Genomic DNA, 12403 nt, shown 5'->3' with positions numbered 1-12403 from the left:
CCGTAGGCGGGGTGGTGCCGCGCCACGGCGGTGCACCACCCGCCTACGGACGGGTTGCGTACGGGTGCCGGCCACCTCCTCGGCGCGGGAGCCACCCGCTACCCTGGCGGCGCCGACGGACGGCCGGCGCTGACCGACTCACGTCGGACGTGCTCCGACGCGTGGCCGCGTGCTCACCGACGGCACGCGGCGGGGCCGGTCGCACGGGAGCACACGAGGTCACCATGACCGAGGACGTCGACGGCTCGGGGCGAGACGGGCCGTACGGGAGCACACTGCGCCGCCCGCCGCCCGCCGCCCGCCGCCCGCCGCCCGCCGCCACCCACCACGGCCGTGGCGGCGCCGACCACGCTGCTCGGGCTCACGGTGACGCTGCTCGGGCTCACGGTGACGCCGCTCGGGCTCACAGTGACTCCCGCGGCGGCGTGGCCGCGGATCGGGCGAGCTCGCTCCGGCTGCCCCTCCCGACCCGACCGCGGGCCCACCGTCACGCCGTCACGCCGTCACGACATGGCGAGGGGCCGCCCGTCCGACCTCGGCTTCGGACCCCCGAGCACCGGAGAGCGCATGGGACCCACCGGCAGGAGGGGGCGGGGCGGGACGGGCCCTGGGAGGGGCGTTGGGGGCACCCCCAGCGGTAGCTGGGGGAATGATTTGCGGCGGCTTGGGGGCTCGCCGGGCGCGTGACCTCACCCGCCGTAAATCATGCAGCCCCGGAAGGGCCCGTCCCGACCCGCCCCCGACCCGCCCGCGCACCGTAGGGTGTCCCCACCAGCGCATTCGCCCACGAGGAGACCCGCACCCCCATGGCCGAGCACAACGAATCCGCCGCCTACCCCGTCGGCCTGCGCCTCGCAGGCCGCCGCGTCGTCGTGCTAGGCGCAGGCCAGGTCGCCCAGCGCCGTCTCCCCGCCCTGCTCGCGGCCGGCGCGGACGTGCTGCTGATCTCCCCGTCCGCCACCCCCTCCGTCGAGGCGATGGCCGAGGCCGGCGAGCTCCGCTGGGAGCGCCGCCCCTACCGCGACGGCGACCTCACGGACGCCTGGTACGCCCTGATCTCCACCGACGACCCCGACGCCAACCGCGCCGCCTCCGCCGAGGCCGAAGCCCGCCGCGTCTGGGCCGTCCGCAGCGACGACGCCGCCGCGGCCTCCGCCTGGACCCCCGCGACCGGCCGCGTCGAGGGCGTCACCGTCGCCGTCCTCACCGGCTCCGACCCCCGCCGCTCCGCCGCCCTCCGCGACGCCGTCGTGGAAGGCCTGCGAGACGGCTCCCTGACCGCCCCGCACCACCGCGCCCGCGGCAAGGGCGTCTCCCTCGTGGGCGGCGGCCCCGGCGACCCCGACCTCATCACCGTGCGCGGCCGCCGCCTGCTCGCCGAGGCCGACGTCGTGATCGCCGACCGCCTCGGCCCCCGCGACCTGCTCGACGAGCTCCCGCCGCACGTCGAGGTCATCGACGCGGCGAAGATCCCGTACGGCCGCTACATGGCCCAGGAGGCCATCAACGAGGCCCTGATCGAGCACGCCAAGGCCGGCAAGGCCGTCGTCCGGCTCAAGGGCGGCGACCCCTACGTCTTCGGCCGCGGCATGGAGGAGGTCCAGGCCCTCGCAGAGCACGGCATCCCGTGCACCGTCGTCCCCGGCATCTCCAGCACCATCAGCGTGCCCGGCGCCGCCGGAATCCCCGTCACCCACCGCGGTGTGTCCCACGAGTTCACCGTCGTCAGCGGCCATGTCGCGCCCGACGACCCGCGGTCGCTCGTCGACTGGGAGGCCGTCGCCCGGATGCGCGGCACGCTCGTCCTGCTGATGTCGGTCGAGAACAGCGGCGCCATCGCCGCCGAGCTCGTCCGCCACGGCCGCGCCGCCGACACCCCTGTGGCCGTGATCCAGGAAGGCACCACCGCCGCCCAGCGCCGCGTCGACGCGACGCTCGCCACCCTCGGGGAGCGGATCGCGGCCGAGGGCATACGCCCGCCGGCCGTCATCGTGGTCGGCGACGTGGTCAAGGTGGGGACCGCAGGCCGCTGACCCGCGCCGGACCGCACTGAACCACTCCAGCCACCCCGGCCACCCGCCACCGCACGACCGCACCACACCGAGGACGACGAGAACCAGCATGGCCGAGCTCATCACCATCGAAGACCCCGACGACCCGCGCCTGCGCGACTACACCGGCCTGACCGACGTCGAGCTGCGCCGCCGCCGCGAGCCCGCTGAGGGGCTCTTCATCGCGGAGGGCGAGAAGGTCATCCGGCGCGCCCGCCAGGCCGGGTACGAGATGCGCTCCATGCTGCTGTCGGCCAAGTGGGTGGACACCATGCGGGACGTCATCGACGAGGTGCCCGCGCCGGTCTACGCGGTGAGCCCGGAGCTCGCCGAGCGGGTGACGGGCTATCACGTGCACCGCGGCGCCCTGGCCTCCATGCAGCGCAAGCCGCTCCCGGAACCGGCCGAGCTGCTCCGTGACGCCCGGCGCGTCGCCGTGATGGAGAAGGTCAACGACCACACCAACATCGGGGCGATCTTCCGCAGCGCCGCCGCCCTGGGCATGGACGCCGTCCTGCTCTCGCCGGACTGCGCGGACCCGCTCTACCGGCGGTCGGTGAAGGTGTCGATGGGCGCGGTGTTCTCGGTGCCGTGGGCGCGCCTGGAGACCTGGCCCCGGGACCTGGAGACCGTCCGGGAGGCGGGCTTCCGGATCCTCGCCCTCACCCCGGCCGAGGAGGCCCTGTCCCTGGACGACGTCGCGCCGCACCGGATGGAGCGGGTGGCCCTCATGCTCGGCGCGGAGGGCGACGGGCTGTCGGCGCGGGCCCTGCGGGCGGCGGACGACCTGGTCCGGATCCCGATGGCGCACGGGGTGGACTCGCTGAACGTGGGCGCGGCGGCGGCCGTGGCGTTCTACGCGGTGGCGACGGGACGGCCGACGGTCTGAGGGCTCAGAGCCCTCGGCCCAGGGCCACGGCGGACAGGGCTGCCGACCGGGCCGGACCGTACCGAGAAGGCTGGACGGCCCCGCCCGGAACGGCACGCTCCGCAGCGTCCTCGCCGACGACCGGACGCGTGCCGGACACGTCCACGGAGACCACCGGCACCCGGGAAATCTCACCCGCGCTGTGCGCGGGCCCCTGACACCCCTGCGCCACCGCGATCCCCAGCGCCACCAGCAGCGTCACCACCACGAACACCGTCAGCCGCTGCCGCAGCAGCCGCCGGTCCGGCCCCGGCCGCCGCGCGCCCGATCCCGTACGCGCGCCCGGACGTCCCTTGCCGCGGGCCGCGCCACCGACGGCACCGCCACGCGCCGCACCGCCACGCGCGGACCCGCCCGGGCGCCGGGCGCCGGGCGGCCGGCCCGTCGCGGGCCGCTGGGCCGGGGGCCGGGCCTGGTCGGGGTGGCGCCCGGGGGCCGGGGCCTGCGGACGCGGGGCGGGGGCCTGGAGGGTGCGCCGCTCGGTGCGCTGCTCCGCGTACTGCGCGGCACGCTGCCCCGACGGGCGGTCCGGCTGCCGGGCGACGGGGGGCCGGCTGTCCGGCAGCCCGTGCGCCTCGCGCGCCGCGATCTCCTTCAGCCGCAGGGACAGCTGGAGGGTGCTCGGCCGCTCCTCCGGATCCTTGGCGAGGCAGGCGTGCACCAGCGGCGCCAACGCGTCCGGTACGGCCATGAGCTGAGGTTCCTCGTGCACGACGCGGTAGAGCATGACCTCCGAACTGCCCTGACCGAACGGGGAGTCGGCCGTCGAGGCGTAGGCGAGGGTCGCGCCCAGCGCGAAGACGTCCGTCGCGGGCGTCACGGCCGCACCGCGCACCTGTTCGGGCGCGAGGAAGCCGGGGGAGCCGACCGCCGTGCCGACGTGGGTCAGAGTGCTCGCGCCGGTGGCCCAGGCGATACCGAAGTCGATGATCCGGGGGCCCTTGGGGGACAGCAGGATGTTCGACGGCTTGAGGTCGCGGTGCACGACCCCCGCGTCGTGCACCGCGAGCAGGCCTTCGGCCAACGCGGCCCCGATGGACGCGGTCTGAGCCGCCGACAGCGGCCCCTCCTCGTTCACCTTGTCGTGCAGCGAGGGACCCGGTACGTACTGGGTCGCGAACCAGGGGCGGTCCGCGTCGAGGTCGGCGGCCACCAGCCGCGCCGTACAGCCGCCGCGGATGCGCCGGGCCGCGGAGACCTCACGCGCGAAGCGCGAACGGAACTCCTGGTCCTCGGCCAGGTCCGGCCGGATCACCTTGAGCGCCACCCGCTGCCCGCGCCGGTCGGAGCCGAGGTACACCACACCCATGCCGCCCGCGCCGAGCCGGCGGTGGAGCCGGAACGAGCCGACGACTCGCGGGTCCTCGCGCCGGAGCCGCATCATCGCCATGTTCATCCCCGCTGCCCGGTCCGTCTGACGTGGCCCAGCTTACGGATTGACGGGCGGGCGCGCTGATAGGCCGCGCATGCGTCGGCGACCGGTTTGCCGGCGCGTGCGCGGAACGGTGACGGCCGGGTGCGCGGCGCCGGTTGCCGGGCCGCGGATGCCGGCCAGGGGGTCAAGGTGCCCTCCAGGCAGGGGGATTGGGTGTGGGGAGCGTCTCCGGCGGCCATGGATGCGGGAGGCGGAAGAGGCGTGTGAGGCCCGTGAAGCGCCGGGGGAGGGGGCCGGGGAGATGGGGATGATCTTGATGTGCGGGGGAGCGGCGGAAGTGAGCGAAGTCACCCGGGACGGCGGAAGTGTGCGGAGTGAGGGCTTCCGGGCCGACCCCTCCGGGAAGACCCCGGGGTCCCGGCCGTCCGTCTCCAACCAGAGGAGTAGCCGCCCCCGGATCCGCTCATCCTCGGGGAGGCCCGCGAGCGGTACGCACGCATGACGACCGGCTCGGTACCCCGCCCCTAATGTGGTGGAAGAGCGGCGGGTGGAGTACTCGTCCCCCGAGGTCAGACGCCCGCCGCTTGCACGGCACGACAGGGCGGCACAGGCACCGCGGGCACCACGGGCACAAGCGCGGCGCGGTCACGGGCGCCCGGGGCGCGACAGGCGCCCGGAGGCGCGACCGGACGGGAAAGGCGAGGAGAGGGACGATGGCGGACATCGCGGGGCGCACGGTGAGGGCGCGCGGCCGGCAGGCGGCGGACGCCTTCGGCACCGGCCCGTCCGGCACCCGTCACCCGCTCGTCGCCGCCGCCATGGTGCTGCCCCTCGCGGCGTTCCTCGCCGTGCTCTTCGGCGGCTGGGACGCCGTCGTCATCCAAGCGTCGTCCGTAGCCGGAATGCTGGGGCGCTGAGAGGCGCCCCGGGCCCGGGAGAGCGGCCCGGGCCGGGGACAGTCCCGGTGATCAACCCCGTGGGGACGGGGGTACGGCGGACGGCACGACGGGCCGGGTACCTGGGGAGGTACCCGGCCCGACGCGCGTCCGCACCCGGACCGGAGAGCTGGACGCCGGAGGGCACGGCCGCACGACACGTGGCAGACGGAACGCGGAAGACGGCACGCGGAAGCGGAAGGCGGAAGACGGAACGCAAAAGACGAAGGGCCGGAGCTCATAGCCCCGGCCCTCCGCCGATCATGTGCGCGATACTGGGATTGAACCAGTGACCTCTTCCGTGTCAGGGAAGCGCTCTCCCGCTGAGCTAATCGCGCGGGGAGATCCGTGAGGATCTCGGTGGACGATACTGGGATTGAACCAGTGACCTCTTCCGTGTCAGGGAAGCGCTCTCCCGCTGAGCTAATCGTCCGGGATCGCACCGCGTTTCCGCAGGTGCAGCGTGCGCGATACTGGGATTGAACCAGTGACCTCTTCCGTGTCAGGGAAGCGCTCTCCCGCTGAGCTAATCGCGCGGGAAGGTCCGTGAGGACCTTGGTGGACGATACTGGGATTGAACCAGTGACCTCTTCCGTGTCAGGGAAGCGCTCTCCCGCTGAGCTAATCGTCCTTGGAGGTGGAGACGGGATTTGAACCCGTGTAGACGGCTTTGCAGGCCGTTGCCTCGCCTCTCGGCCACTCCACCAGGAGTGAGGGGGTTCGGGAAGATCCCCCACAGCGAGCGGACGACGAGACTCGAACTCGCGACATCCACCTTGGCAAGGTGGTGCTCTACCAACTGAGCTACGTCCGCAGTGTCTGTCCGTTTCGCTTCCGCGTCCCGGCGACGTGTTGAACTCTAGCGGATTCCAGCGCCAGCTCAAATTCCGTTTCCGCAGCGTGCTGCCGTGATTGTCCGTCCCGGCCGCATCACCCGCCCCCGCCATAGACTCGATGACGTGCGCAAGCCCCCTCCGACGTTCCCCCCGACGTCCTCCCCGACGCTCCCGCCGATGGCCCGCTTCGGCGGCCTCCTCGCCACCGACCTGCGGGATGTCACCCGTGATCCGGCAGCCCTGGACTCCACGGGCTGGTGGGCGGTGGTCGCGGACTTCGAGGGACGGATGGTGTGCGCGCGCTTCGGTGACGTCCGCCCCGCACCGGCCCCCGCGGCCGTGCCCGGCCGCTGGCGCGGCCCCGCCCGCGAGGACTGGACCAGTTCCCTGGACCGGGACGCCTACACCGCGGGCGTACGGCGCATACGCGAGCACATCGCGGCCGGCGAGGTCTACCAGGCCAACCTCTGCCGGGTCCTCGGCGCGCCCCTGCCCCCCACCGGCACCGGCGCCCCCGCCGACATCGACGCCCTCACCGCCCTGCTGGCCCGCGGCAACCCCGCCCCCTACGCGGGCACCGTCCGTCTCCCCGCGCACGGCGTGGAGGTGGCCACCGCCTCACCCGAGCTCTACCTGCGCCGCACCGGCCGCGTCGTCGAGTCCGGACCGATCAAGGGCACCGGCCGCACCGAGGCGGACCTGCTGGAGAAGGACCACGCCGAGAACGTCATGATCGTGGACCTGGTCCGCAACGACCTCGGGCGTGTCTGCGCCACCGGTTCCGTGACCGTTCCCGCGCTCTGCGCCGTCGAACCCCACCCCGGCCTCGTCCACCTCGTCTCCACCGTGCGCGGCGAGCTCGCCCCCGGCGCCGGCTGGGCGGAGCTGTTCGCCGCCACCTTCCCGCCCGGCTCCGTCACCGGCGCACCCAAGACCAGCGCCCTGGAGATCATCGCCGCCCTGGAGACCGCGCCCCGCGGCCCGTACTGCGGCGGCGTCGGCTGGGTCGACGCCGACCGCGGCACCGGGGAACTCGCGGTCGGTATCCGCACCTTCTGGATCGACCGCGAGGCCGGCCCCGCGCCCGTCCTCAGATTCGGCACCGGAGCCGGGATCACCTGGGGCTCCGACCCGGAGCGCGAGTGGGCCGAGACGGAACTCAAGGCGGCCAGGCTGCTCGCGATAGCGTCGGGCACACATCAGCCGCTCGAAGGGACGAAACGGTGAAGATCTGGCTCAACGGCTCGCTCCGCGACCCCGACAGCGCCCGCGTCTCGGTCTTCGACCACGGGCTGACCGTCGGCGACGGCATCTTCGAGACCCTCAAGGCGCGGCACGGCAGGCCCTTCGCGCTCACCCGCCACCTCACCCGGCTCGCCACCTCCGCCCGGGGGCTCGGCCTGCCCGAGCCCGACCTCGACGAGGTGCGCCGGGCCTGCGCCGCCGTCCTCGACGCCAACCCCATGCCGCTCGGCCGGCTGCGCGTCACCTACACCGGCGGCCTCTCCCCGCTCGGCTCCGAGCGCGGCACCGCCGGCCCCACCCTCTGCGTCGCCCTCGCCCCGGCGGACCCCGCCCCCGACAGCACCGCCGTCGTCACCGTCCCCTGGACCCGCAACGAACGCGGCGCCCTCGCCGGCCTCAAGTCCACCTCCTACGGCGAGAACGTCATCGCCCTCGCCCGCGCCCGCGAGCGAGGCGCCACCGAGGCACTCCTCGCCAACACCACCGGCGCCCTCTGCGAAGGCACCGCCTCCAACGTCTTCGTGGTCCTCGACGGCGAGCTGCACACCCCGCCGCTCGCCTCCGGCTGCCTCGCCGGCATCACCCGCGCCCTCACGATCGAGTGGACCGGCGCCGCGGAGACCACCCTCCCCATGGACGTCCTCGACCGCGCCGAAGAGATCTTCCTGACCTCCTCCCTGCGCGACATCCAGGCCGTCCACCGCCTCGACGGACGCGAACTGCCCACCGCACCCGGCCCGGTGACCGCCAAGGCCATGCGGATCTTCGACGAGCAGTCGACGGCCGACCTCGATCCGTAAAGGGCGTGACGCGCGGCCGCGCGGCAGGTACAACACCAAGGTGACCACCACGCTGCGCCCCACCGCACCCGAACAGCGCACACCCGACGGAGGCCGGGCCCGCTCCTACGAGGTCTGCGTCAACAGCAGGCCCGTCGGCCGGATCGACCTCGCCACGGACGCCCGCTTCGGCTCCCGCGTCGGCCGGATCACCCACCTCCGGATAGACCCGCGCGACCGGCACCGCGGCCGGGGCACCGTCGCCGCGCTCGCCGCCGAGGAAGTGCTGCGCGGCTGGGGATGCGGCCGCGTCGAGATCTCCGTCGACGCGGGACGGGAGGTCGCCCTGGGCCTCGCCGGCGCCCTCGGCTACGTCGAGCGCAACCGCAATATGGCCAAGACGCTGACGGCCGCCCCCCGGCTGCCCGAGGGCACCGATGGGCGGCCGATGACCGCCGGCGAGTTCACCGCCTGGCAGCGGCACGCGAAAGAGGCGTACGCCCAGGACTGGATCGGCCGGGGCGTTCCGCCCGGGCAGGCCCACGCCAAGGCCGAAGCCGACCACCGGAGCGCCCTCCCCGACGGCCTGGAGACGCCCGGAGCGGTCCTGAGCGTCCTCACCCACGCCGGAGAGCCCGTCGGCACCCTCTGGGTCACCCTGCGCGCCTCCTCGGGCGCCGGCCCCGAGGCCCCGGGCGCGTACGTCTACGACATCGAGGTCGCCCAGGCCCACCGCGGCCACGGCCACGGACGGTCGCTGATGCTGCTGGCCGAGGGCCAGGCGCTGGCGGCGGGGACGACCCGGCTCGGCCTCAACGTCTTCGCCGGCAACACCCCGGCCCTGCGGCTCTACGAGTCACTGGGCTACCGGCCGACCGAGTTCCACCTCTACAAGCCGCTGATCTGACCGGCGGCCCGGCGCGCGGCCGTCAGCCCAGCAGACGGTCGGCGATCTCCTCGATCCGCTCCCGCAGCCCCGACTGGTCCTTGCTGCCGTCGAGCAGCTCCCCGCCGATCTCGTAGGTCGGGGTGCCCCGCACCCCGATCGCCTTGCCCTCGGCCTGGTCCGCGTCGACGACCAGCAGGTGCCTGCCGTCGACCAGCGCGGTGTCCACCTCCTCGGAGTCCAGCCCCAGCTCGGCGGCCACCGCGACGAGCAGCTCCTCGCCCCGCTCGGCCAGCTCCTCGGCCCGGCCCAGCACGGCCTCCGCGTACGGCCAGCCCTTGCCCTGCTCCGCGGCCTCCTCGGCGGCCTGCGCGGCGGCGTAGGAGTGCTTGTGCTTCTCCAGCGGGAAGTGCCGCAGCCGGATCTCCAGCCGGTCCCCGTAGCGGGCGCGCAGCGCGCGGAGGTCGTCGAGGGCGCTGCGGCAGTCGGTGCACTGGAGCTCGCACCAGACGTCGAGGGTGGCGCGGGCGGCGTCGGAATCGCTCATGGGGCCAGTCTCCCAGGCCCGGCGCCCGGCAGCCCCGGAGGGGACCGCCTCCGGGACGACCCGGAGATCTCCCTGAGGCCACCGCCCGGACCTGGCTGCCGGGGTACCGGCCGGTGCAGGATGGGAGAAGAGCCCCATTTCCGTACGGGAGCAGGAGAAGCCGGATGCTGACCACGATCATCTGCGCCGCGGTGACCGCGGCCGGCCTGGGCATCGCGGTGCTGACCGCCCGTCGCCGCCGCTACCGGGCCGCCACGCGCACCGCCGCCTACGCCCTGGTGCCCCTCGGGCTCCTCATGACCGGGATCCTCGACTGGATAGCCGGCCTGGTCCTCAAGCCCACCGTCTGGGCGGGCTTCGGGGTCCTGGCGCTCTCCGCCCTGCTGTTCACGGCGAGCAGGGTCGCCGAGCGGCGCGCCGTCGCGGCCACGGGCAGTGACGCCGTGGCCCCCGCCGCCTCCGCTCCGTCACTGGGCCCCGGCCGCCAGGCCACCGCCGCCCGCCCCGCCGCACGGAAATCCGGCGCGGGCGAGGACTTCTCCGACATCGAGGCAATTCTGAAAAAGCACGGAATATAAAACGAACCCGCTCACACGCCCGGCGCACTGCCGGGGCGTCAGCCCCGGGGGCGCGCTCCGCGCCCTCTCCCGCGCCTAATTCCGTACATTTATCGGGGCGCAGTACATTACCGGCCGCAGCGAATCACCGGTAGGGCCCGACCGGCCCCGACCAGTACCGCCCGACCGGCCCCCACCGGTGCCGCCCGGCCCGCCCCTCAGGGCGCCGCCGCGCCCTTGCGCCGCGCCCGGTACGCCGCCACGTGCAGCCGGTTCCCGCACGTACGCCCGTCGCAGTAGCGCCGCGAGCGGTTCCGTGAGAGGTCCACGAACGCCCGCCCGCAGTCCGGCGCCTCGCACCGCCGCAGCCGCTCCCGCTCACCCGCCACCACGAGGAAAGCCAGCGCCATCCCGCCGTCCGCCGCGAGGTGCTCGGCCACCGAGGCGCCCGGCGCGAAGTAGTGCACGTGCCAGTCGTAGCCGTCGTGGTCCGTCAGCCGGGGCGTCGTCCCCGCCGCCGCGACCATCGCGTTCAGCAGTTCCGCCGCGGCCGCCGTGTCCTTCGCGGCGAACACCTCGGTGAACCGGCCCCGTACGGCCCGTACGGCCGTGAGGTCCCGCTCCCGGAGGTCACCGACACCGCTGACGTCGTTGCGCTCGACGAAACCGCGCAGCGCGGCGAGGTCCGCCAGCTCCTCCCGGACCACGCCGTCCGGTCCGGGAGCCGCGGTGTTCACGAGATCGACGACGGCGTCGAGCGCGCACCGGGTGTCGTGGTTGATCAGCACGGTTCGTTCGCTCCCTGGCCGACTGGAGTGGCGCGGCAAGTGTTCGATCGGTTCGATCAGGGAGACGACTCTAGCGGCTCCGCAGCGCGACGGCGCCGTCGCCCGCGGTGGACCCGCGGCGACGGCGCCGCCGCGCCACGCCCTTCGTGCCGGTCGGCGCGCCCGACCCCCCGAGTGGGCGGGCGCGCCCGGTGTCACACCGTCCGGACTCAGCTCTCCGCGAGGATGTGCGAGAGCTCGGTGTCCAGATCGAAGTGACGGTGTTCGGTGCCCGGCGGCACCGCGGCGTCGGTCCGCTTCAGGAACGACTCCAGGGCCCGTGCCGGGGCCTCCAGCAGGGCCTCCCCCTCGGGGGAGCTCAGGGCGATGCACACGACGCCCTGACCGTGACTGCGGGACGGCCAGACACGGACGTCTCCGGTGCCGGTGGGCCGATGCAGGCCTTCGGCCAGCAGATCTCTGGCGAAGACCCACTCCACCGTCTCCTCGGCTCCGGTGTGGAAGGTGGCGTGAACGGCATACGGATCGGCCGTGTCGTACCGCAGGCCTGCGGGGACAGGCAGTGAGGATTCACTCGACACGACGAGGCGCAAGTGCAGCTCGCAGCTGACCGTGGTGTTCATAAGCGCCAGGGCCTTTCGCTCAGTGTGCGCTCGGGGATTCGCACGTCGGCGAAATCGACATGCCACCTACGGTGCCGTTGTAAACCCCTCTGACCGTTTTGAGACTCTTCGGATACCTCGTACGGCCCAGCCGCTCGCCCGCTAATACCGCCATTCCAGTGAGTTCCGGTTCGGTCCGGTAGGTTGGGGCGTATGAATGCGGAGAGTGACGAGCGGCGGCCCGACGCGAAGGCCGGGACCCCCGGGACCCCGGGCCCGGACGGAGGCGGCGCCCCCGCCGACGGGGACGGCGGCGGCACGGCGGACCCCGCCCTCGGATCGCGCGCGCCCCACTTCATCAAGCGCTCCCGGACCCTCCACGTCAGCTGGCAGGTCGGGGTCTTCGTCGTCGGCCTCGCCGTCGTCGTCGCCGGCATCATCATGCTGCCCCTGCCCGGCCCCGGCTGGCTGGTCATCTTCGGCGGCATGGCGATCTGGGCCACCGAATTCGTCTGGGCCCAGCTCGTCCTCCGCTGGACCAAGCGCAAGGTCACCGAAGCCGCCCAGCGCGCCCTCGACCCCGCCGTCCGGCGCCGCAACATCATCCTCACCACCGTCGGCCTGGTGATCGTCGCGGCCCTCGTCGGCGTCTACCTCTGGAAGTACGGCATGACCATGCCGTGGAACGCCGGCCGCTGACCGGTCCCCGCCATGGTTCGGGACACCGTCTGACATGCGGTAATGTTTGCGGTGCGCCCGGGCGATTAGCTCAGCGGGAGAGCGCTTCGTTCACACCGAAGAGGTCACTGGTTCGATCCCAGTATCGCCCACGTCGAAACCGGCGGTCCGTAAGGAACACCCCTTGCGGACCGCC

General features: G+C 73.9%; 12 protein-coding genes and 7 tRNA genes. 9 read left to right on the top strand and 10 right to left on the bottom strand.

Going from position 1 to position 12403, the window contains the following annotated elements; genetic code table 11:
• Window positions 1–806: 806 nt before the first annotated feature.
• Window positions 807–2033, top strand: coding sequence for a uroporphyrinogen-III C-methyltransferase (cobA, locus tag LUZ64_RS09365; RefSeq protein ID WP_095581312.1), 1227 nt, complete (start codon window positions 807–809; stop codon window positions 2031–2033).
• 88 nt (window positions 2034–2121) lie between these two features.
• Complete coding sequence (locus tag LUZ64_RS09360) at window positions 2122–2940, top strand: TrmH family RNA methyltransferase (protein ID WP_095581313.1); 819 nt, start codon at window positions 2122–2124, stop codon at window positions 2938–2940.
• 4 nt (window positions 2941–2944) lie between these two features.
• Here LUZ64_RS09360 and LUZ64_RS09355 read toward each other — a convergent pair whose 3' ends face one another.
• Window positions 2945–4369: a serine/threonine-protein kinase gene (locus LUZ64_RS09355; protein ID WP_232390222.1), complete on the bottom strand. Its 1425-nt coding sequence runs from the start codon at window positions 4367–4369 to the stop codon at window positions 2945–2947.
• Window positions 4370–5067: 698 nt separating this feature from the next.
• Between LUZ64_RS09355 and LUZ64_RS09350 the strand changes: the two genes are divergently transcribed.
• The gene (locus LUZ64_RS09350; RefSeq protein WP_095584155.1) at window positions 5068–5271 is read left to right on the top strand and encodes a hypothetical protein; all 204 of its coding nucleotides are present in this window, start codon (window positions 5068–5070) and stop codon (window positions 5269–5271) included.
• A gap of 284 nt (window positions 5272–5555) precedes the next feature.
• Here LUZ64_RS09350 and LUZ64_RS09345 read toward each other — a convergent pair.
• From LUZ64_RS09345 to LUZ64_RS09320, 6 genes are all read right to left on the bottom strand, one after another.
• A tRNA-Val gene (locus LUZ64_RS09345) sits at window positions 5556–5627 on the bottom strand.
• Window positions 5628–5650: 23 nt separating this feature from the next.
• A tRNA-Val gene (locus LUZ64_RS09340) sits at window positions 5651–5722 on the bottom strand.
• A 31-nt stretch (window positions 5723–5753) separates the two neighbouring features.
• Window positions 5754–5825 (bottom strand) — tRNA-Val (locus tag LUZ64_RS09335).
• Window positions 5826–5845: 20 nt separating this feature from the next.
• A tRNA-Val gene (locus LUZ64_RS09330) sits at window positions 5846–5920 on the bottom strand.
• A gap of 1 nt (window position 5921) precedes the next feature.
• Window positions 5922–5995 (bottom strand) — tRNA-Cys (locus LUZ64_RS09325).
• Window positions 5996–6030: 35 nt separating this feature from the next.
• Window positions 6031–6103, bottom strand: a tRNA-Gly gene (locus LUZ64_RS09320).
• A 199-nt stretch (window positions 6104–6302) separates the two neighbouring features.
• On the opposite strand from LUZ64_RS09320, the gene LUZ64_RS09315 reads away from it, so the two are divergent.
• From LUZ64_RS09315 to LUZ64_RS09305, 3 genes are read left to right on the top strand one after another with little or no spacing between them, the layout of a single operon-like run.
• On the top strand, window positions 6303–7352 hold the full coding sequence (locus LUZ64_RS09315; RefSeq protein WP_095584154.1) for a chorismate-binding protein: 1050 nt from the start codon (window positions 6303–6305) through the stop codon (window positions 7350–7352).
• Complete coding sequence (locus LUZ64_RS09310; protein WP_095584153.1) at window positions 7349–8170, top strand: aminotransferase class IV; 822 nt, start codon at window positions 7349–7351, stop codon at window positions 8168–8170. The genes LUZ64_RS09315 and LUZ64_RS09310 overlap by 4 nt, the downstream gene beginning before the upstream one ends.
• Before the next feature lie 40 nt (window positions 8171–8210).
• Window positions 8211–9056, top strand: a complete 846-nt coding sequence (locus LUZ64_RS09305) for a GNAT family N-acetyltransferase (protein WP_095584152.1) — start codon at window positions 8211–8213, stop codon at window positions 9054–9056.
• 22 nt (window positions 9057–9078) lie between these two features.
• Here the strand turns inward: LUZ64_RS09305 and LUZ64_RS09300 are convergent, their stop codons facing one another.
• Complete coding sequence (locus tag LUZ64_RS09300; RefSeq protein ID WP_095584151.1) at window positions 9079–9582, bottom strand: DsbA family protein; 504 nt, start codon at window positions 9580–9582, stop codon at window positions 9079–9081.
• A gap of 164 nt (window positions 9583–9746) precedes the next feature.
• On the opposite strand from LUZ64_RS09300, the gene LUZ64_RS09295 reads away from it, so the two are divergent.
• Window positions 9747–10160 (top strand): hypothetical protein, encoded by a 414-nt coding sequence (locus tag LUZ64_RS09295; protein WP_095584150.1) that lies wholly within the window; start codon window positions 9747–9749, stop codon window positions 10158–10160.
• Between the two features lie 197 nt (window positions 10161–10357).
• On the opposite strand, the gene LUZ64_RS09290 is transcribed toward LUZ64_RS09295, so the two are convergent.
• Together LUZ64_RS09290 and LUZ64_RS09285 are read right to left on the bottom strand one after the other, a co-directional pair.
• The gene (locus tag LUZ64_RS09290) at window positions 10358–10927 is read right to left on the bottom strand and encodes a CGNR zinc finger domain-containing protein (RefSeq protein WP_095584148.1); all 570 of its coding nucleotides are present in this window, start codon (window positions 10925–10927) and stop codon (window positions 10358–10360) included.
• A gap of 209 nt (window positions 10928–11136) precedes the next feature.
• On the bottom strand, window positions 11137–11550 hold the full coding sequence (locus LUZ64_RS09285) for an SsgA family sporulation/cell division regulator (RefSeq protein WP_003959770.1): 414 nt from the start codon (window positions 11548–11550) through the stop codon (window positions 11137–11139).
• Window positions 11551–11742: 192 nt separating this feature from the next.
• Here LUZ64_RS09285 and LUZ64_RS09280 point away from each other — a divergent pair, with 192 nt between their 5' ends.
• Window positions 11743–12228: a TIGR02611 family protein gene (locus LUZ64_RS09280; protein WP_095584147.1), complete on the top strand. Its 486-nt coding sequence runs from the start codon at window positions 11743–11745 to the stop codon at window positions 12226–12228.
• 59 nt (window positions 12229–12287) lie between these two features.
• Window positions 12288–12359 (top strand) — tRNA-Val (locus LUZ64_RS09275).
• The last annotated feature ends 44 nt before the right edge of the window (window positions 12360–12403 follow it).

This window comes from Streptomyces albireticuli, assembly GCF_021228125.1.
Taxonomy (GTDB): domain Bacteria; phylum Actinomycetota; class Actinomycetes; order Streptomycetales; family Streptomycetaceae; genus Streptomyces; species Streptomyces albireticuli.
Note: the sequence above shows the minus strand (reverse complement) of the source record. Positions and strands in the feature narration are given on the sequence as shown.